Here is a 20,038-nt window from a genome sequence, read left to right as displayed (position 1 = left end):
AGTTTACTGTTGATGTCGGCGTATGTATATGTATATACAACTAGTGGCCGTCGCGCCAGAAACTTGCCGGCGACCGCCAAAAATTCCTTAAGACGCGCCATCGCCGCGCCTTATTCGCCGTTACATTAACCGTGGAATACTGCCATGCCTGCTTATTTTGCCCCACGCGCTTTGCTCCCAGAGGGCTGGGCGCATAACGTCCGGCTGGACGTCGATGCGCAAGGTTATCTGACTCAAGTTACCGCCAACGCTGAGCCGCAAGGCTGCATTCGGCTGCACGGCGACGCGGTGCCGGGCATGCCGAACCTGCACTCCCACGCTTTCCAGCGCGCGATGGCCGGGCTGGCGGAAGTGGCGGGCAACCCGCAGGACAGCTTCTGGACCTGGCGCGATCTGATGTACCGCCTGGTGCAGCGTCTGACGCCCGAGCAGGTGGAGGTGGTCGCCCGTCAACTGTATATCGAAATGCTCAAGGGCGGATACACCCAGGTGGCCGAATTCCACTACCTGCATCACGACGCCGACGGCAAGCCTTACGCCGATCGCGGTGAGATGACCGGCCGCCTCAGCGAGGCCGCGCATCAGGCCGGCATCGGCATGACGATGCTGCCGGTGCTTTACAGCTACGCCGGTTTCGGCGCGCAGCCGGCCCAGCCGGGGCAGAAACGGTTTATCCAGGACACCGAAAGCTATCTGCATCAGCAGCAGGTGATTGCCCGTCAGCTGGCGGATCGCCCGTTGCAGAATCAGGGGCTGTGTTTCCACTCACTGCGTGCGGTGGAGCTGGGGCAGATGCAGCAGATTTTGGCCGCGTCGGATCGCACCTTGCCGGTGCATATTCATATCGCCGAGCAGCAAAAAGAGGTGAACGACTGTCTGGCGTGGAGCGGGCAGCGCCCGGTGGCCTGGCTGTATGACCATCTGCCGGTGGATCAGCGCTGGTGCCTGGTGCACGCCACCCATCTGGATCGCGACGAGCTGGAAGCGCTGGCGCGCAGCCGCGCGGTGGCCGGCCTGTGTCTGACCACCGAAGCCAACCTCGGCGACGGCATTTTCCCCGGCGACGCTTACCTGCAGCAGCAGGGGCGCTGGGGCATCGGTTCCGACAGCCACGTTTCGCTCAACGTGGTGGAAGAGCTGCGCTGGTTTGAATACGGCCAGCGGCTGCGCGATCAGCGTCGCAATCGCCTGACGACACCGGAACAGTCGGCGGTGGGCGATGTGCTGTACCTGCAGGCGCTGCAGGGCGGCGCGCAGGCGTGCGGCGCGCCGATCGGTCGGCTGCAGAGCGGCTATCGCGCCGACTGGCTGGTGCTGGACGGCGACGATCCGTATCTGGCGGCGGCGCCGGACGCCTCGATCCTCAATCGCTGGCTGTTCGCCGGCGGCAAAGAGCAAATTCGCGACGTGTTCGTCGGCGGCCGGCAGGTGATCGAGCAGGGGCGGCACGCGCTGCAGCAGCAGAGCAGCGCCGAGTTCCTGCAGGTGCTGAAAACCTTTCAGCAGGAGGCGTAATGAGCCTGACCCGTTTTAACTTCGCCGCGCTGCCGGTCAGCCCGTGGCGCAACGGCGGTGGGGAAACCCGTGAAATCGTCAGCTGGCCGCCGGGCGCGCAGGATTTTGACTGGCGCGCCAGCATCGCCACCATCGCGCAGGACGGGCCGTTTTCCGCCTTTGCGGGCATCGATCGTTCGATCACCCTGCTGGAAGGCGACGGCGTGCGGCTGTTCAGCGCCGGGCATATCGACCATCAGTTGGCGCGCGTCGGGGAGCCGTTCGCGTTTTCCGGCGACGTGGCGCTGGAAGCGACGCTGCTGGGCGGCGCCAGTCAGGATTTCAACATCATGACACGCCGCGGCCGGCAGGCGGCCGAGGTGCGGCGCAGCACGGCGCCCGTCACCCTGTCACCCAACCGGGCGGGCGTGCTGTATGTGCTGAGCGGCGTTTGGTCGCTGCCGGAGGGCGGCGAACTGCGGGCGCGCGAGGGTGTCTGGTGGACGGCGGCGGGCGGCGAAGTGACGCCGCTGACGGCCGACGGCGCGATCCTGTGGGCGAACATCACAGCCTGCTAACGCAGAGTAGAGTCCTGCGCCCGGTTATGGGATTATTCACTTTTCCCCATTAATCATAAAGAAGGGCGCATGGCTTCGCTGAAAGACGTCGCAAAACTTGCCGGAGTCTCGTTGATGACGGTGTCCCGCGCCATCAATGAACCCGGCAAGCTGCGGCCGGAAACCTATCACCGCGTCAAACAGGCGATCGACGAGTTGGACTACGTGCCGGATCTGTCGGCGCGGCGTATTCGCGGTGACGGAAATCGCGTACAGACGCTCGGCGTGCTGGCGCTGGACACCGCCACGACGCCGTTCTCGGTGGACATGATCCTGTCGATTGAAAAAACCGCGCGTGAGCGCGGCTGGAACAGCTTCGTCGTCAACCTGTTTGCCGACGACAACGCTGAACAGACCGTCGATCTGCTGTTGGCGCATCGACCGGACGGCGTGATCTTCACCACCATGGGGCTGCGTCAGGTGGATGTGCCGGCCAAACTGTTGGACAAAAGGCTGGTGCTGGCCAACTGCGTCAGCCCGGCGCACGCGATCGCCAGCTACATTCCTGATGATGAGCAAGGGCAGTATGACGCCACGCGCGCGCTGATCGCCAAAGGCTATCGTTCGCCGCTGTGCATACATTTACCGGCGGATACGCTGGCGGCGGGGCTGCGCCGTCGCGGTCTGGAGCGCGCCTGGCGCGAAGCGGGGCGCGATGTTGAACAACTGCGGCAGTATCATCTCGATCTGAGCGGCGGCGATCAAGGCTATCGCGACTGCGTCGCGTTGCTGGCGCGGCATTTCTCTGCGGGACGGCGCGATTGCGATGTCGTGGTATGCGGGAACGATCGGATAGCGTTTCTGGTGTATCAGGTATTGCTGGCGCAAGGATGGCGGATACCGCAACAGGTGGCGGTGCTGGGCTACGACAACATGGTTGGCATCGGCGAACTGTTCCTGCCGGCGTTGACGACGGTGCAATTGCCGCACTATGCGCTGGGTCGCCTTGCGGCGCTGCATGTGATCGAGCAGCGGGAACAGCGTGATACGGTGAAAGTGCCTTGCCCGCTGTTGGCGCGTGGTTCGCTGTAACCGCACCGGGTGCGTCGCTGCGTGCCCGGTGCTCATTCCCATTACCCCCAGATGCTCGCCAACTGCCACCCCGTGATGGGCTCGAACTGCGCCCGTCCGCCCTCGGCAAACAGGCTGAGGCGGCGATCCCCCGCCGTCGGATAAATGCGGCTGGTCAGGCAGGCCTCTCCCTGATTAACGAAGATTTCCAGCGAGGAGCGGTCAATAAAGATCCGCAGCGACACGGTGTCACCTTCCGGCAGCGGCACACTGCGGCAGGCGCACAGCGCCGGGTGCTCATCAAAACGCTCCAGCACCAGTCGGTGTGACTGATTGTCGACGTACAGCCGCGCCGCACTCCCAATGGCCAGCCCGTAACGCTCGGCGTCGCTGTCGGCCTGTCTCAACGTCAGGATGAGCTCCTGCATATCGTTCGCCAGCGGCAGTTGCTGATTGGTCAGCGTCTGCGCCGACAACGTGTGTGACTCTCGGCGCAGCGCCGCCAGTTCACGCGCCGGGGTCATGCGGACGCTGCCGTCGGCGGCCAGCGTCAGCTCGCGCGGCAGGGTGAGGGCGCCGGCCCAGCGGTGCGCTTTGCTGGGCATCGGTGATTCCCACATATCCATCCAGGCAAACAGCAGCCGACGGCCGTCGGCGGCGGTGAAGGTCTGCGGCGCATAGAAATCGTGGCCGGCATCCAGCTCACAGAAGGGCTGGGTCACCGTAAAATCGCTATCAGGCCGCCAGTGGCCAAGCAGATAGCCGCTCTGGAAGCGATTGCGGTAGCGGTAGCCCTGCGCCGCCAGTCCTTGCGGCGAGAACAGCAGCAGGTGTTGTTCCCCCAGCGGGAAGAAATCCGGGCATTCCCACATATACCCTTGATGCGCCGTTTGCGCGCCGGCCAGCACCCGATCGAAGCGCCAGGCGCGCAGGTCGGCAGAACGGTACAGGCGCACCTGGCCCAGGCCGTTTTCTTTGGCGCCGACCACCATCCACCATTCGCCGTTCTCACGCCAGACTTTCGGATCGCGAAAATGCTGAATGCCGTCCGGCGGGACCAGCACCGGCTCGTGCTTGACGAAGCGTATGCCGTCTTCGCTGGTGGCCAGACATTGCACTTCCCGCACCTGGCTGTCGTCACCGGGCTCGCCCAGCCACACGTGGCCGGTGTAAATCAGCGTCAGCACACCGTTGTCATCCACGGCGCAGCCGGAAAAGCAACCGTCTTGGTCATAGGGCGCATCGGGCGCCAGGGCGATGGGCTGATGCTGCCAGCGTATCAGGTCGCGGCTGGTCGCGTGCCCCCAGTGCATGGGCCCCCAGTGCTCGCTATAGGGATGATGTTGGAAGAAGGCATGATAGACGCCGTCAATACAGATCAGGCCGTTGGGATCGTTGATCCAGCCGGCGGGCGGCGCGAGATGGAACTGCGGATAATAATCGTCTCGGCGTTCTGCGCGCAGGGCTTCGACCGCATGGTCGGCTTGAGCTAAGGCAGTATTCATTGGACAGACTCACTTGATTTAATGGCGGATGGAAAGGGCGTTGCCGTGGCGGAGCGTTCGCCGCGCAGCAGGAAACAGGAGACAAGCGTGGTGGCGGCGACCGCGCAGCCCATCAGCAGATAGGTGTCGGCAAAGCCGATGCGGTCATAACCATAGCCCGCCAGCGGTGACAGGAAGCTGGCCATCACCTGGGTGATGAACTGGAAACCTACCAGGTACAGCGTGGAGGAGAGTCGGCTGTCAAAGCGGCTCGCGATGTATTTGAAAATAGCGATCAGCAGGATTGGCAACTCTACGGCGTGCAGCAGTTTCATGGCGGAGATCATCAGGGCGCCGCTGACCAAGCCGGAGCCGAACATGCGCAGCGCCATTACGCCACCGGCCAGCAACAGCCCCTGTTTGGCGCCGATGCGGTTCACCAGTAGCGGGGCCAGGAACATGCCGCCGGCTTCGAGGAAGACCTGCAGCGAGTTGAGAAAACCGTACATCTCGTTGCCCTGTGCGCGAGAAGCGAACTGTGAAGCGAAGTAGACCGAAAATTGCTGATCGAAAACGTTGTATACGCTGATCCCCAGCACAAACACCACCAGCGCCCAGAAGCCGGGCATGCGCAGCAGCGCCAGCGCGTCCTGCAGCCGCAGGTTTTCCGGTTTGCCGAACGCCAGGCCGGCCATGGCATTCGGCTTCAGCTCGCGCACCTGGCTGAGCAGCACCAGGAACACCACGGCGGCGGCGGAGGCCAGCCAGAAATTGATGTTCGGATTGATATTGAAGATAAAACCGGCCACAAAGGTGGCGCTGGCCCAGCCAAGCGAGCCCCACATGCGGGCGCGGCCGAACTCGAAACCGCTGATGCGGCTGACTCGCTCGGTATAAGATTCCAGCGCGCCGATACCGGCGAAGAAGGTCGCGCCGATGAACACCCCGCCGACCAAAGCGCCGAGCGGCAGGCTGCTCGCCAGCAGCGGGGCGTAAACGTAGATAAAGAACGGGCCGGTCAGCAGCAGCATCACGCCGAGAAACTGCAGCAGGTGTTTGCGCAGCCCAAGTTTATCCTGAATAAACCCGTACAGCGGCTGTGCGCACAGCGCCACCAGCGAGATAGCGGAGAAGATCAGGCCGGTCTCGGCGCCTTTCAGCCCGATCTTTTGATTCAGCCACAGCGAGATCAACGAAAAGCTGGAAGACCAGGTGAAGAAAAAGAAGAACAGCAGGCCGCTGAGCAGCACGTAATATTTTTTCGTTTCGCGGTTCATGGGTAGGGCCCCGGTGAGTGAAGTTAGCTCTATTGTTAACGTTAACTCGCGAAGGTATGAAGCGGCCAGATATCACGCATGGGATGTTAATCACAAAAAGTTAACGTTAACATTTTTGCCTTGTGATCGAGGTCACGAGTTGGCAAGGGGGCGATGTGCCCCCGCAGGATTAACGTTCGTTCAGCGAGCGCAGATGATCGTCGCGGCGCAGCGTCATCAGCGCAAACAGGCTCACCACCGAGGTGGCGACCACGTAGTAGGCGGGAATGTCGATATTGCCGGTCTGTTTGATGAGGCCGGTGATAATCAGCCCGGCCGAACCGGAAAACACCGCATTGGATAGCGAGTAAGCCAGCCCCAAACCGGTATAGCGCACCCGGGTCGGGAACATCTCAGCCAGCATCGCCGGGCCGGGACCGGCCAGCAGGCCGACCACGGCGCCGGCGACCATCACCGCCAACCCTTTGGCCCACAGTGAACTCTGCGCATCCTGCAGCAGGTGCAGTAAGGGAAAGGTGAACAGGATCACCGCCGCCACCGCCGTCAGCATCACCGTTTTACGTCCCAGTTTGTCGCTGATGATGCCCGCCGGCAGAATGGTCAGGGCGAAGCCGACGTTGGCCAGCACCGTCGCCACCAGCGCCTGCTGGAAGGTGGCGTGCAGCGAGGTTTGCAAATAGGAAGGCATTACCACCAGAAAGGTATAGCCGGCGGCCGACCAGCCCATCATGCGGCCGATGCCGATCAGTATGGTTTTCGCTACGCCGCCCAAGCTCGCTTCCGGCGGTGGGGCGTTGTGTTCCGCGGCCTGTTGCGCCTGGGTAAACGTGGGCGTCTCTTCGAGCTTGAGCCGCAGCCACAGCGCCACGGCGCCCATCGGCAGCGCCAGCAGGAACGGAATGCGCCAGCCCCAGTCATGCAGCTGCTGCGCGCTGAGCAGTGCGGCCAACAGCGCCACCAATCCGGCGCCGGCCAATAGGCCGAGCGCGACGGTCAGCGACTGCCAGGCGCCGAACAGCCCGCGCTTGCCCTTCGGGGCGAACTCGGTCATCAGCGACACGGCGCCGCCGAATTCGCCGCCGGCGAACAGCCCCTGAAACATGCGCAGCAGCGTCAGCAGCAGCGGGGCGGCGACGCCGATCGAGGCATAGGTCGGCATGACGCCGATCAGCGCGGTGGCCAGCGTCATCAACAGCAGAACCGCAATCAGCGTCGGGCGACGGCCGATGCGATCGCCGATGCGGCCGAAGATCACCGCGCCGATCGGCCGACAGAAAAACGCCAGCGCGAAAGCGGCGTAGGTGAGGATCAGGCTGGTGATTTCATTTTCACCCTGCAGCGTGAAAAAATTGGCGGCGATAACGGTGGCCAGGAACCCGTATACGCCGAACTCATACCATTCGATAAAGTTGCCGACCGAGCCGGCCAGCAACGCCTGACGCGAGCGGCGCGCGTCGAGAGTCTGTTGATTCATCCCCGTTCCCATATTTTGAATTATTGTTCGTCAGTTCTAAATTTATACGACAAAACAATCAATTGATTTCAGCGGGAACTGTGAGGCGCGATTCACCAGAGCAACGGCGCCGGCTCGCGGCCGTTTTCGGCGTAGTACAGCGACGGCAGGAACTGCGCCAGATAGCTGAACTCGTTGTAGCAGTGGCGCATCAGGTTAAACCCGATGTCATCCGACAGTTCGTCGTGGGCGTTGGCGCAGGCTTTACCCAGCAGGAAGCGGCTGCGCAGCACGCACCCGTAGGGCGTATCGCGCACCAAATGCAGCATCTCGCCGTCGCAGGGATCACCGTTGTCATCCAACGCCACCTGATCGCCGAAGCCGATGCGCGCGCAAACCGCGGCGGAGAGCGCCTGCGCGTCACGCGCCTGGCGCAGCGGCTGCGGCGCGAAGAAGTCATCGGCGGCGTGGAACTTGAGGCGCGCCGCGACCGGCGGCAGCTCCGCCAGCCATTCGACCGCTTCGATGCTGGCGCCGATGTAGCTTTCCCCTTTTTTCCAGTGGCGATCCCAGCCGCGATGTTCGACGTGATCGTGCGGGTGCCACCAGTTGATGTGCTGCGTGTTCTCGAAGAAGGTGAACCACCAGTCCAGCATGCGTCCTTTGCAGCCGTGCAGATCGGTACGAATCGCGACGGTGAGCAGGCCGTCGGCGCTGCGACTCAGCCCCATCTCCAGCCGCAGCGGTTCGGGCCTGAGCAATTCGTTGATATCGTTGACGCCCCACGGCGCCAGCAGGGAAGGGTGTGTCATAATGGGTTCCTGTTTTATTTTGGAAACTAATATCGTTTCCAAAATAAAACTATGCTGCTATGCTGAGTCTGTCAATGCTTGTGAGGAATAAAGATGGCGAACCCGAATGAAGAACCGCCGCGCGCTCGCGGTCGGCCGGCCACGCCGGAAACGGCGCTGCGCGCCGCGCTGGCGCAGGCGACGCTGGCGTTGCTGCTCGACGGCGGCTATGCCGCAGCAACGGTGGACGCGGTGGCGAAACGCGCCGGAGTGGCGAAAAAAACCCTGTATCGGTTTGCCGCTAATCGCGACGAACTGGTCGCGCAGGCGGTGAGCGGCTGGACCGAGGCGTTTCAGTCGGCCTTCGCCGAGGATGCCGGGCAACGGGCGGCGGTGGCGCCGCTGTTGGAAAAAGGGCTGCAGGCCATCGCGCAGCAGGTATTGAGCGCCGAGGCGGTGGGGATGTTTCGGCTGTTGCAAAGCGAGTTTCCGGGGCGCGAGGCGCTGCTGGACAGCTATCAGCGCAACGGCATTCAGCGCGGCCGGACGACGGTGGCGGACTGGCTGCAGCGCCAGCAGCAGTGCGGGTGGCTGCGTGAGCGCGACTGGGCGCAAACCAGCGACCTGATGTTGGCGATGACCATCGCCGAACCGCTACGGCAGATGACGCTGGGACTGTTGCCGCCGGGCAGCGCGATCGACGAGCGCATCGCGGCGGCGGTGGCGCTGGTGATGCCGGGTTTGCTGGCGGAAGGATGAAAACAAGAAAGGGCCGAGAGTTCGGCCCTTAAACAGCAGAATGCAAAACGTCTGCGTTACAGCTTCGGCCCGGCGTTCACCAGTTTTTCGCCCGCCGGGGTGACGGTATATTTGGCGAAGTTATCGATAAAGCGCTGCGCCAGATCCTGCGCTTTCTCCTGCCACAGCGATTCGTCGGCATAGGTTTTGCGCGGATCGAGGATAGACGGATCGACGCCCGGCAGCGCGGTCGGCACTGCCAGCCCGAAGATCGGCAGCGTGAAGGTCTCGGCCTGCTCAATGTCGCCATTCAGAATGGCGTCGATGATGCCGCGAGTATCTTTGATCGAGATACGCTTGCCGCTGCCGTTCCAGCCGGTGTTGACCAGGTAAGCCTGGGCGCCGGCGGCCTCCATGCGTTTCACCAGCACTTCGGCGTACTGCGTCGGGTGCAGGGTCAGGAACGCGGCGCCGAAGCAGGCGGAGAAGGTCGGCGTCGGCGCGGTGATGCCGCGCTCGGTGCCGGCCAGCTTGGCGGTGAAGCCGGACAGGAAGTGGTATTGGGTCTGCTCCGGCGTCAGGCGCGACACCGGCGGCAGCACGCCGAAGGCGTCGGCGGTCAGGAAGATGATCTTGCGCGCGTGGCCGGCTTTGGACACCGGCTTGACGATGTTCTCGATGTGATAAATCGGGTAAGAGACGCGGGTGTTCTCGGTTTTGCTGGCATCGTCGAAGTCGATGCTGCCGTCGGCCAGCACGGTGACGTTTTCCAGCAGCGCATCGCGACGGATCGCCTGATAGATTTCCGGCTCCGCCTGCGGCGACAGCTTGATGGTTTTGGCGTAGCAGCCGCCTTCGAAGTTGAACACGCCGTCGTCGTCCCAGCCGTGCTCGTCATCGCCGATCAGCTGGCGTTTCGGATCGGTGGAGAGGGTGGTTTTGCCGGTGCCGGACAGGCCGAAGAATACCGCCACGTCGCCTTGCTCGCCGACGTTGGCCGAGCAGTGCATCGACGCGATGCCCTTCAGCGGCAGCAGATAGTTCATGATCGAGAACAGGCCTTTCTTCATTTCGCCGCCGTACCAGGTGCCGCCGATCAGCTGCATGCGCTCGGTCAGATTGAAGGCGACGAAGTTCTCCGAGTGCAGCCCTTGCTGCTGCCAGTCCGGGTTGGTGCATTTAGCGCCGTTCATCACCACGAAGTCCGGTTCAAAGTCCGCCAGCTCGGCGTCGCTCGGGCGGATGAACATGTTTTTCACGAAGTGCGCCTGCCAGGCCACCTCGGTGATGAAGCGCACTTTCAGACGCGTGTCGGCGTTGGCGCCGCAGAACGCGTCCACCACGAACAGACGCTTGCCGGAGAGCTGATTGCCCACCAGCGTCTTCAGATGCTGCCAGACTTCCGGCGAGAGCGGCTGGTTGTCGTTCTTGCCGGTGCCGTTGTCCGACCACCAGACGGTATCGCGCGTGGTGTCGTCGCGCACGATGTATTTGTCCTTCGGCGAACGGCCGGTAAATTCACCGGTCGCGACGTTAACCGCGCCCAGTTGGGTGAGCGTGCCGCGCTCCAGCGGCGGCAGGTCGGCGCGGGTCTCTTCGGCGAACAGCAATTCATAGCTGGGGTTATAGACGATGTCGGCGGCCTGATGGATGCCGTAGCGAGCGAGGGTTTGTGGGGTAACAGCGCGTGAAGACATATTCTACTTCCTTATGAGTCATATTATGCCTCTTTCCCGTGCGGTGCCGCGCGCAGGATTGAGATTCGGATCAAGCTGACCGGATTCAGCTAATGCATTTCCGGTTCTTTATTAATAAAACAGGGGGCTTTTTCGCCCTCCTATAGCATAGCAGCGAATTTAAGCCTGCTTACTTTAATTACAAAATGCTGACGATAATTAATTAAAACTAACCTTGGCGGAGGGTCACAATATTGAATTCCGCCGGCGTAATTTAGTTTTGCATTTTTATTTTTTATCATATCGTCAGGGCTGTCTACTGTTTTATTTCTTATTAGAAAAAGCGAAACCCACAATAGGATTTTTCGTAATCATTTGTTTTTGCTTGGCTATGGCAAAGTTTTTGCGCCAGGTGAATCTAACCGTACTGTACGCTTGTCAGCAGGGTGAATAATGAAACAGATAAATGCAGAACTGGCCTGTGATAAAAATACGGCATCGTCCGAATCCTCAGGATTAATTAATCAACTTCGTCAAATAGATATCGGCGCGGTACCGATCGCCTTGTTTATCACGATTTGCGCGATCGTAGCGATTTCCGCCTACGCCAACTTCCTGCCGAAGAATATGATCGGCGGCCTGGCGGTGATAATGACGCTGGGCTTTGCGCTGGCGCAGTTGGGAAAAAGCATTCCCGTGCTGCGCGATATCGGCGGACCGGCCATTCTGTGTTTGATGGTGCCGTCGGTGCTGGTCTATTTCAATGTCTTCCAGCCCAACGTCATGGGCACCGTCCATTTGCTGATGAAAGACGCGAACCTGCTTTATTTCGTCATCGCCAGTCTGGTGGTCGGCAGCATTCTCGGCATGAACCGGGTGATCCTGATCCAGGGGATGATTCGCATGTTCGTGCCGCTGGTGGTGGGCACGATCACGGCGGTGATCACCGGGCTGCTGGTGGGCAAGCTGTTCGGCTTTACCTTCTATCACACCTTCTTCTTCATCATCGTGCCGATCATCGGCGGCGGCATCGGCGAGGGAATTTTACCGCTGTCGCTGGCCTATTCGGCGATCCTGGGCTCGACGCCGGATGTCTATGTCGCGCAGCTGGCGCCGGCGGCGGTGCTGGGTAACATCTTCGCCATCGTGACCGCCGGGGTGCTGGCGCGCATCGGTATGCAGCGCAAGGCGCTGAGCGGCGACGGCATGCTGATCCGTTCGGCGCAGGAGAACGCGATGTTCGCCATCAAGGAGCAAAGCGGCAACGTCGATTTCCAACTGATGGGCGGCGGGCTGCTGGTGATCTGCGCCTTCTTTATCGTCGGCGGCCTGTTCGAACACATCGTGCATATTCCCGGGCCGGTGCTGATGATCCTGTTCGCGGTGCTGTGCAAGTACTGCCGGGTGATCCCGGCTTCGATGGAGACCGGCGCGCACAGTTTCTACAAGTTCGTCTCCACCGCGCTGGTGTGGCCGCTGATGATCGGTCTGGGCATGCTGTACGTGCCGCTGGAAAGCGTGGTGGCGGTGTTCTCGGTCGGTTATGTGGTGGTCTGCGGCTCGGTGGTGCTGTCGATGGGACTGGTCAGTTTCTTGATTGCGCCTTACCTGAAGATGTTTCCGGTGGAGGCGGCGATTGTCACCTGTTGTCACAGTGGCCTGGGCGGCACCGGTGACGTGGCGATCCTGTCGGCGTCGAACCGCATGGGGCTGATGCCGTTCGCCCAAATCGCCACGCGCATCGGCGGCGCTTCCACGGTCATCGGCGCGACGCTGCTGCTTGGTTGGTTAGTCTGAGTCCAGAGTATCTTATGGATAACCGGGGTTGGATTGCCCCGGTTTTTTTATGCGTTTTTATTCGCTTATCGTGATAGTGCTGATTATTGCCTTGAAAATCATTCGTGTGGCGCAAATGCATAGCCGTACTTTATCTAAGAAAATTCTGTAATCGGTGAAAATGTGTCTATTCTTTTCTCTTAAGGGATTATCGTTCTCATTCAGAGTGCCGAGGGAAGGCGCCAGCGCATTACCGATATCCCCGTATTGATTCAACACCGGGCCGCTGCCGTTCAGGCAATCCGCCAGTTGGGGCATCCCCCCGATTGAATTGACGAATATGGAGATAAGGTTATGTCATCAAGCAATGCTTCCGTTAAGGCCGAAGGCGTATTAGCCCTGCTGGGCGCTTATAAACCCGATGAAGACGACACCATTACCGTGCTTCATCCGTCGAAAACGTTCGAAAACGCCGGCCTGGAGTTGGTGCGCGGCGATCGCAGTTGGCACGACAAGGGCGTGACCGACACGCCGGTCTCCCTGACCTACAGCTTCTGGGAAAAGGCGCCGGGCAACATGTCGAGCATGAGCATCAGCGGCTTCAGCAGCTTTAACGCCGAACAGCGCGAGCAGGCTAAACTGTCGCTGCAGTCATGGTCAGACGTGGCTAACATCACCTTCACCGAAACCAGCAACACCGCCGCCGCCAACATCAAATTCGGCCTGTTCGACTACAGCTCGCGCGGCTCCTATGCCTTCGCGTATAACCCGGACTCCTCGCCTTCGGTCGCCGGGCAAACCTGGTATAACGCCAAGAACCCTACCTTCGTCAACAACCAGATCCATGAGAACGAGTACGGTCGCCAGACCTTCACCCATGAAATCGGCCATGCGTTGGGGTTGCAGCATCCGGGCGACTATAACGCCGCGCCGGGCGTCAGCATCACCTACGCTAAAGACGCGACCTACTTTGAGGACAGCCGCGCGCACAGCCTGATGAGCTATTTCAGCGAAAGCAACACCGGGCAGGACTTTAAAGGCGCGTACTCTTCCGGGCCGTTGCTCAACGACATCACGGCGATCCAGCATTTCTACGGCGCCAACATGAACACCCGCACCGGCGACACGGTTTACGGTTTCAATTCCAACACCGATCGCGACTTCCTCACCGCCACCGGCGCGCAGGACAAGATAATCTTCACCGCCTGGGACGCCGGCGGCAACGACACCTTCGACTTCTCCGGCTTCGGCCAGAATCAGCGCATCAATCTGAATGAAAAGGCGTTCTCGGACGTCGGCGGCCTGAAAGGCAACGTGTCTATCGCCGCAGGCGTAACGATTGAAAACGCCATCGGCGGGTCGGGTAACGATGTGCTGGTAGGGAACGCCGCCGATAACGTGCTCAAGGGCGGCGCGGGCGATGACGTGCTGTACGGTGGCAAAGGGGCGGATCAGCTGTGGGGCGGCGCCGGCAAGGACACCTTCGTCTACTTTGCGGCGGATGAGTCGACGGCGGCGGCGCCGGATTGGATCCGCGACTTCGTGCGCGGCGAGGACAAGATCGATCTGACGCTGTTCAACACCGGCAGCGCCGACGGCATCCGCTTCGTCGATCAGTTCAGCGGCAAGGCGGGCGAGGCGACGCTGAGCTACGATGCGCAAAATCACGTCAGTGACGTGGCGATCAACCTGGGCGGCGGCTTTGACGGCAACGATTTCCTGGTGAAAGTGGTGGGACAGCCGCTGGATGCGGGTGATTTCGTGCTGGCCTGATGCAGGCAACAAAAATAGGGCATTTTGGGCAAAAACCCGACAATTCCTATTAATTACGTCATATTAGCGTGACATAGTAGCGCGCAGAAGGCCGGGCTTGCATACCTCGGGCTTCTGTCGGATCGCCAACCTTCTTCGGTTGGCGATTCATTTTCCGCCTTTCAGCATGTTGATGGCGGCGCCGAGCAGGATGCGCCGTTCGATATCGTTGCTGTCCGCCAACTGCCGCGTCAGATGTTTTTCCAGCGTTTCCACCGACAGCGCTTCGCCGCGATGACGCAGTTGCATCACGCCATCGCCGATCAGGCGTGCGACCTCATCCCATACGGGTTTAATCTCCTGTTCCGAGAACGTCATGGTCTACACCTCGGTGGGTTGATTTTTGCCCAATGTAGCAGCTGAGCTGCGGCTTCGCTACCCGCCGCCTAAAACAGGAAGCATAAAAAACAAGCCATCAGTATTTCTTCTGGTTTTTACGCTCAATACTTGCGTTGTCGAAAAGCAGGAGAAAACATCATGAACTGGGTCGAAACCTTGGCGGAGTACTACCGCCTGAGCCGCACGGGTGAAACGCAGCATTGGCTGTGTCGCCGCTGGTTGCTTCAGGAGGAGGCGCGTTTGGCCTATTTGCGGGAGTTGCTGGAGCCGACTGCGCCACGGCGGCGGTGAACAGGGCGCCGGCGTTGCCGGCGTCGTTTCGCGGGATTAACCGAAGGCGATCGCCGCCCAACGCAACAGCAGCAGCGCCAGGCAAATCAGCAGCAGCACCACGACCATTTTACTGAGCTTGTTGCCCATGCGTTTTGTCGCCACGTCGCCTTCCTTTTTAGCTGAAATACCACCCGCCGGCGAGGAGGATGAGGAAAAGCGTCACTAACGCGACGCCGTTGAGTAAGTCGCTGAACGTATCGTCAGCATCGATGTCATTTTGCCGCATGTTACCGCCTGGCGGACGCCATTGGGTGAATAATGTTCACAGTATGCGCCCCGCAGCGCGACAGGCACAGCGAAGAACGGTAAAAACGCGTAAAGACGGCGGTGGCGGAATGCGCAGTCGCGTCTGCGACGGGTGCAGACGGCCGGCAATACGTTGTACTATCCTGTCTGCATTGAGGCATTTTTCCAAAAGGTATAATCATGGCGACGGCAATTCCACAGAAATACGAACACCTTGAGCGTTGGGCATTCGGCGATACCGAGCAGCAGGCCGATGAAGTGGTGCAATTGATCCTCAATGGCACCAAAACGGCCACCTGTTCCAACCTGGACGGCGAAGGGATCCCGCAGGCCGGCGATCTGTTCCTGGTGGTGGATGGCAAGGGGGAGCCGGTCTGCGCGGTCGAGCTGACCGCGGTGGAAATGAAAACTTACGATCAGGTCGATGAAGCGCACGCCTTTGCCGAAGGCGAGGGCGATCGTTCGCTGGCGCATTGGCGCAAAGAGCTGCAGCGCTTCTTCGAAGAGTACGATCTGTTCTCGCCGGACATGACGCTGGTGCTGATGAATTTCAAAGTCGTCGACAAATTCTAATCTTATGCGCGCCGTTCCCTACGAGTGCCAGTGGGCGAGCCCGGAGTTGGCCGCCGATCTGATAGCCGGCCGCGCGACGCTGGCGCAAGACGAAAATTGGGCGCGCAGCGGCGCCCGCGATCGGGCCGAGTACATCGAGTGGGCCAACCACGTGTGCGGCATGGCCTGCCTGAAAATGGTGCTGGGCCATCGCGACGGCGCAGCGCCGCCGCTGCTGGAGCTGGCGCGGCGCAGCCTGCCCTATGGCGCCTATGTGCGCGAGGGTGAGCGGATCAAGGGCCTGATTTACGCGCCGTTCGTCGAGTACGTGCGAGAGCAGTTCGCGCTGCAAGCGGAGGTGAAGGTGGGGCTGGCGGCTGCCGACGTGCCGGCGCTGCTTAGCGAATGCCGTTACTTTATCGCCTCGGTGCATCCCGCCATTCGCCGGCCGGAGAGCGCACCGCCGCACAGGGGCGGGCATCTGGTGCTGATCACCGCCGCCGATGCGCGAAGCGTGACCTTCCATAATCCTTCGGGCGACAGCCCGGCGACGCGTGAGCACGTACAGCTGTCACTCAACCGCTTCGACCCTTTCTTTGCCGGCCGCGGCATCGCCATCGCATAAAAAACGCGCTGTTTCCGATGAAAACAGCGCGTCGTCAGCAGTTCTGATGCATTTTCATGCCAGCCGCATCACCCAGGCGTCCGCCTGCCGATCGTAGTGTTGCTTGTACAGCAGCGATTGTTTGCCGTCGAGGATCGCCGGGATGCTGGTGTGTTCATCCCAGCCGTCCAGCTGCATGCACAGATCCGGATCGGACTTGCAGGGAATGCTCAGGGTGCCGGCGCGGTCGGCGCCGGCGTGAAGATGCGCATCATCGACCTCGAAGCTGCCAATTTTTACGACGGTTTTGCTCATGGGAACTCCTTGCTCAATGGTGTGGTAGGAGGTTAGACCAGTGTGGTCATCGGTAAGAGCATAGCCAAATGAGCAAAAAATGCCACATAAAAATTACATTTTGGAAACAATTTCCACGCCGGCAAAACACAACGCCTAGTACTCCACCACAAAACTGAGGTTGTCCTGATAGCTGCCGACCGCCACTTCCGTCTGCGCCGCATTGACCGCCGCCTTATACGGGATGCTTTGCGCCAGGCCGGTGCCGGCGCCGCTCTGTTTGTTGGTGCTATCCCAAACGGTCGTCGTATTTGGCAGGTAAATCTGATACTGCATGAAATTGCTGGTGCCGCTTTTCATGCGCCGCCAACCGGTGACCGGGTTATTGCCGTTGGTGAAATAGGTGTTGTATCCCTCGGTTTTGGTGCAGGTCAGGGTAATGCTCTGATTGACGGGATTGAACTGTCCGACCAACGCCATGCTGCCGAAGTTGACGTTGGGCGCGGTGCCGATCAGGCAATCTTTGGTGATGGTGACGCTGACGCTGACCGTGCTGGGTTTGTCGACGCCATCCCACCAAACGCACAGGCCGAGCACGCCCAGACCGCAAATATGGTAATTCCAGATCAGGTTGATGCTGTCGGTATAGGTTCCTGCGCGCACGTTGGCGCCGGCGGTGGTTTTGATATACAGCGGAAAGTTGACGTTGGAGGAAATCAGGATCAGCGACAGCAGGTTCAGCGAGCTGTAGTCGATGGTTTGGCCGATGCTGTATGGATATTGGTAGTTGGCGTCGGGGTAGATCAGGTAAGCGATTTTATCGCCGGAGCCGTCGGTGTTGGCAACCGCCATATTGTTGGTGGTGGAGGCGATCTTGACCGTGACGGTGTTTTGCGTGAGCAAATTGAGGCCGAGGCCGGTGCAGTTGAGGCCGGCGGTGCCCTGGGCGTTGATCTGCCCATTGTAGACCACGAAAGAGCTGCTCCCCGGTAAGGTGACGGTGCCGTTGGTGGTGGCGCAGTCGGCGAATGCGCGCTGACAGAGCAGCAGCGAAAGGGTCAACAATAAGGCTTTCAATCCCCGAAACATAGTGACTCTCCGTCGTTGAATTAGCGGCAGACAACCGGGCCGACGCGCTGGATGCCCTGAGGCTTCGCCAGACTGAATTCCGCCTGGCATGGCGGGCCGCCGTCGGCTGGGATCACGCTCAGGCGATTGTGTTGTTGCACCGGGTCGATATAGGTCATGCCATCCCAACCGACATAGCTCTGCTGACGGCCGCCAACCACCGCCACCTGGCTGCCGTTGGCCAGCGGTTTGCCTTGCTCGTCAACCAGTTCGACATCGGCGGCGGAGATGGGTTGGATGGGGAACTCGACCAGAAAACCGCTGTGATCGCGAATGGCGACGGTTTTTTCCACCGTCGGCAGCGCGACGTCGGCGGGCAGGTTGAGCGGATCAATCTGGAATTTCGCATGGTAGTAAGAGGTGACGGTCGGCACCAGTAAATAGCCTTGGGCATCGGTCTTGCCGATCGGCTGGTTCTCATAGCTCACAGGAATGTCGGCGTATCCTTGCGTGGACACCAGCGCAAAGGCATCGTTGATGGTGTTGGTGGCGTATACGCCGCCGTTCATCGCCACCAGCGAACCGCTGATTTCTCCCCAGTGGTTGGTTTCATCGCGGGTGCCGTATACGCCCGCTCGGGCTTCGAGCCTGCGGGTTCGCCAGGTCAGATCCGCCTGGCGGTAATCGCCGCCGCTCGGGTTATTGGCGTAGGCCAGATTCCAACCGAAACCGCCATCGGTCGGTGCGGCGCGGCTGTAGCTGACGCGTTCGCTCCAGCGGTTGTTGTTGTCGCGCGCGGCGCTGAAGCTGGCCGTGCCCCAACTGTCGAACGGAATCGAGAGCTGCAGTTGGGCGCTGTAACCGCTGCTGCCGATTTCCCGGTTCAGCGAGGCGTACAGGCTGCTGTTGCGCCAAAGCGACACACTGTAGGACAGGTTCACCAGGCGGGTTCGTTGAGCGATGGCGTCGCGAACGTCAAAATAACCGGCGCCGAGGCTGCCGAGCCGGCCCAGGCTGACGCTGCCGGTCAACTGATCGGTGCGGCGGCTCAGACGGTAGTCGCTTTTATACACGGAAATGTCGCCAAAATCGGCGCTGCGCAGGATGCGTTGCGCGTTGAGGCTGAAGCGTGAGTTGCTGTAGGTGTAGCCAAAACTGCTCTGATCGCCGTGGTTGCCGGTGTAGCGATAGACGGGCTGGGGATCCGGCTGTTGCAACGGCCTGCCGGTCAGCGGGTCATAATACGTGGGGGATTGTATCGGCCTGCCGCCGTTAAACGCTTCGTCGCCAGCCTGGCTGACGCTGTAGGACGCGTTGAAAACCCCCCATTGTCCGATGCGAATGTCGGCGCCGCCGCCGCCGACCGCCAACTCGGCTGCGCCTTCGGCGCGCCCTTCCAGGGTTAACCAGTCAGTGACGCCGTAACGTAAGCTGGCGCTGCCTACCCATTGCCCGTAATCGGCAGAATTCAACCCGTAGTTGCGCCGCAGCAAACCGGTGGAAATGCTGAAATCGCTCATGCCGGTCTGCAGCAGGTTGCTGGCCACGTAGAACGGTACCGTGGTGCTGACCTGGCGGCCGAGGGCGTCGGTGGTGACGACGGTGGCCTGACCCGCGCCGTTAATGTAGGGCACGCTGTTGAGGGTAAACGGCCCGGGATTGATGTTGGTGGTGCTGTTTTTATAGCTGTTGATGTATAAATCGACGCTGCTGGGCAATGCCGCCTGGCCGGAAAACTGCGGCAGCGGGTAGGTGATAAGATCCGGGCGCACCGCGAAATTGCGCGCCAATTGCAAGCCGCCGATGCGCACGGCGCTGCTCCAGGGGAGCGAGCCGGTGGTTAGGTCACCGGCGATCACACTCAGCATCCGCTGGTCATCGTTGAAACGCCAGTAGCTGTCATACCGAATATAGCGGCCGCCATCGTCGTTTGGCCCGCCGTTAAACCCGCTGCGGTAGATGCCGGTGTTGGCGACGACGCCGAACCCGTCGAACAGCCGCTGTTCGCTCCACGCCGACAGGTAGCCCGGCCGGCCATTGCCGTTGCTTTGGCTGGCGTAGATGTCGTAGTTGAACAGCAAACCGAGGCTGCTTTGCGCCGGCAAGCGCTGCAACGGTGAACGGGCGCCGATGGTTTGCTGCGGCAACCAGTCGTTGGGCACGTTGATCAGCAGCTGCTGGCTCTCGCCGCTGTAGCTGACATCCACCTTCTCCAGCCGATCGACGGCGATTTCTTTCGCCTGTTTATCCGCTACCGGCAGCCCGGCGTCGAGCAGTTGTTGGGGCGTCATGTAGTAATGGCCGCCGCGGTAGTTGACCGGCACGACGTTGCCGGTTTGGCGCCCGTTGACGACCGGCTCCAGATACAGCGTGGTGTCCGGCATGCTGATGGCGCTGGGCGGCGGCGGCAGATCGTCGCCGAGCGCAAACGGCAGCCAGCCGCCGGCCGCCATGCTCAGCATGGCACACGCCA

At 60.8% G+C, this 20,038-nt stretch carries 19 protein-coding genes; 9 read left to right on the top strand and 10 right to left on the bottom strand.

The features are described 5' to 3' along the window. Positions 1-144 precede the first annotated feature (144 nt). From ACP39K_RS10815 to ACP39K_RS10805, 3 genes are all read left to right on the top strand, one after another. Entirely contained in the window at positions 145-1,515 is a 1,371-nt protein-coding gene (locus tag ACP39K_RS10815; RefSeq protein WP_049300630.1) for a formimidoylglutamate deiminase, read from the top strand. Beyond that, positions 1,515-2,072, top strand: coding sequence for a HutD/Ves family protein (locus ACP39K_RS10810; RefSeq protein ID WP_033640570.1), 558 nt, complete (start codon positions 1,515-1,517; stop codon positions 2,070-2,072). The genes ACP39K_RS10815 and ACP39K_RS10810 overlap by 1 nt, the downstream gene beginning before the upstream one ends. 69 nt (positions 2,073-2,141) lie before the next feature. Further along, positions 2,142-3,143, top strand: a complete 1,002-nt coding sequence (locus ACP39K_RS10805; RefSeq protein ID WP_060445315.1) for a LacI family DNA-binding transcriptional regulator — start codon at positions 2,142-2,144, stop codon at positions 3,141-3,143. Positions 3,144-3,184: 41 nt separating this feature from the next. Here ACP39K_RS10805 and ACP39K_RS10800 read toward each other — a convergent pair whose 3' ends face one another. The 4 genes from ACP39K_RS10800 to ACP39K_RS10785 all read right to left on the bottom strand — a co-directional run bounded on the left by ACP39K_RS10800 (position 3,185) and on the right by ACP39K_RS10785 (position 8,148). After that, positions 3,185-4,627 carry a glycoside hydrolase family 32 protein gene (locus ACP39K_RS10800; protein WP_497008477.1) on the bottom strand — a complete coding sequence of 481 codons (1,443 nt, stop codon included), beginning with the start codon at positions 4,625-4,627 and terminating at the stop codon, positions 3,185-3,187. Then, positions 4,624-5,883 (bottom strand): MFS transporter, encoded by a 1,260-nt coding sequence (locus ACP39K_RS10795; RefSeq protein ID WP_033640564.1) that lies wholly within the window; start codon positions 5,881-5,883, stop codon positions 4,624-4,626. Before ACP39K_RS10795 ends, ACP39K_RS10800 begins: the two co-directional genes overlap by 4 nt. Positions 5,884-6,052: 169 nt before the next feature. Beyond that, on the bottom strand, positions 6,053-7,357 hold the full coding sequence (locus tag ACP39K_RS10790) for an MFS transporter (protein WP_033640562.1): 1,305 nt from the start codon (positions 7,355-7,357) through the stop codon (positions 6,053-6,055). A 92-nt stretch (positions 7,358-7,449) separates the two neighbouring features. Beyond that, positions 7,450-8,148, bottom strand: a complete 699-nt coding sequence (locus ACP39K_RS10785; protein WP_016928021.1) for a DAPG hydrolase family protein — start codon at positions 8,146-8,148, stop codon at positions 7,450-7,452. Positions 8,149-8,241: 93 nt separating this feature from the next. Here ACP39K_RS10785 and ACP39K_RS10780 point away from each other — a divergent pair, with 93 nt between their 5' ends. Continuing rightward, on the top strand, positions 8,242-8,886 hold the full coding sequence (locus ACP39K_RS10780) for a TetR/AcrR family transcriptional regulator (protein ID WP_033640560.1): 645 nt from the start codon (positions 8,242-8,244) through the stop codon (positions 8,884-8,886). A gap of 56 nt (positions 8,887-8,942) precedes the next feature. On the opposite strand, the gene pckA is transcribed toward ACP39K_RS10780, so the two are convergent. Beyond that, positions 8,943-10,562 carry a phosphoenolpyruvate carboxykinase (ATP) gene (pckA, locus tag ACP39K_RS10775; protein WP_016928019.1) on the bottom strand — a complete coding sequence of 540 codons (1,620 nt, stop codon included), beginning with the start codon at positions 10,560-10,562 and terminating at the stop codon, positions 8,943-8,945. A gap of 432 nt (positions 10,563-10,994) precedes the next feature. On the opposite strand from pckA, the gene ACP39K_RS10770 reads away from it, so the two are divergent. Beyond that, positions 10,995-12,338 (top strand): 2-hydroxycarboxylate transporter family protein, encoded by a 1,344-nt coding sequence (locus ACP39K_RS10770; protein WP_016928018.1) that lies wholly within the window; start codon positions 10,995-10,997, stop codon positions 12,336-12,338. 333 nt (positions 12,339-12,671) lie between these two features. Next, the gene (locus ACP39K_RS10765) at positions 12,672-14,090 is read left to right on the top strand and encodes a serralysin family metalloprotease (RefSeq protein WP_033640557.1); all 1,419 of its coding nucleotides are present in this window, start codon (positions 12,672-12,674) and stop codon (positions 14,088-14,090) included. Between the two features lie 147 nt (positions 14,091-14,237). Here the strand turns inward: ACP39K_RS10765 and ACP39K_RS10760 are convergent, their stop codons facing one another. After that, entirely contained in the window at positions 14,238-14,447 is a 210-nt protein-coding gene (locus tag ACP39K_RS10760) for a hypothetical protein (RefSeq protein WP_033640556.1), read from the bottom strand. Between the two features lie 159 nt (positions 14,448-14,606). Here ACP39K_RS10760 and ACP39K_RS10755 point away from each other — a divergent pair, with 159 nt between their 5' ends. Beyond that, positions 14,607-14,759, top strand: coding sequence for a hypothetical protein (locus tag ACP39K_RS10755; RefSeq protein ID WP_162835083.1), 153 nt, complete (start codon positions 14,607-14,609; stop codon positions 14,757-14,759). A 36-nt stretch (positions 14,760-14,795) separates the two neighbouring features. On the opposite strand, the gene yniD is transcribed toward ACP39K_RS10755, so the two are convergent. Next, positions 14,796-14,888: a small membrane protein YniD gene (gene yniD, locus ACP39K_RS10750; RefSeq protein WP_016928013.1), complete on the bottom strand. Its 93-nt coding sequence runs from the start codon at positions 14,886-14,888 to the stop codon at positions 14,796-14,798. A 339-nt stretch (positions 14,889-15,227) separates the two neighbouring features. On the opposite strand from yniD, the gene ACP39K_RS10745 reads away from it, so the two are divergent. Together ACP39K_RS10745 and ACP39K_RS10740 are read left to right on the top strand one after the other, a co-directional pair. Further along, on the top strand, positions 15,228-15,620 hold the full coding sequence (locus ACP39K_RS10745) for an ASCH domain-containing protein (RefSeq protein ID WP_004931522.1): 393 nt from the start codon (positions 15,228-15,230) through the stop codon (positions 15,618-15,620). Positions 15,621-15,624: 4 nt separating this feature from the next. Further along, positions 15,625-16,224, top strand: a complete 600-nt coding sequence (locus ACP39K_RS10740) for a papain-like cysteine protease family protein (RefSeq protein WP_147881981.1) — start codon at positions 15,625-15,627, stop codon at positions 16,222-16,224. Between the two features lie 54 nt (positions 16,225-16,278). Here the strand turns inward: ACP39K_RS10740 and ACP39K_RS10735 are convergent, their stop codons facing one another. The 3 genes from ACP39K_RS10735 to ACP39K_RS10725 form a co-directional block, all read right to left on the bottom strand. Then, positions 16,279-16,518 (bottom strand): DUF1480 family protein, encoded by a 240-nt coding sequence (locus tag ACP39K_RS10735; RefSeq protein WP_004931517.1) that lies wholly within the window; start codon positions 16,516-16,518, stop codon positions 16,279-16,281. A gap of 135 nt (positions 16,519-16,653) precedes the next feature. Beyond that, the gene (locus tag ACP39K_RS10730) at positions 16,654-17,586 is read right to left on the bottom strand and encodes a Csu type fimbrial protein (RefSeq protein ID WP_079449321.1); all 933 of its coding nucleotides are present in this window, start codon (positions 17,584-17,586) and stop codon (positions 16,654-16,656) included. Positions 17,587-17,606: 20 nt separating this feature from the next. Next, on the bottom strand, positions 17,607-20,027 hold the full coding sequence (locus tag ACP39K_RS10725) for a fimbria/pilus outer membrane usher protein (RefSeq protein ID WP_181817224.1): 2,421 nt from the start codon (positions 20,025-20,027) through the stop codon (positions 17,607-17,609). Positions 20,028-20,038: the final 11 nt, after the last annotated feature.

It is taken from the genome of Serratia sp. EC4, from assembly GCF_059652115.1.
The sequence above is the reverse complement of the archived record's forward strand: the minus strand, read 5'-3'. Positions and strand labels throughout refer to the sequence as shown.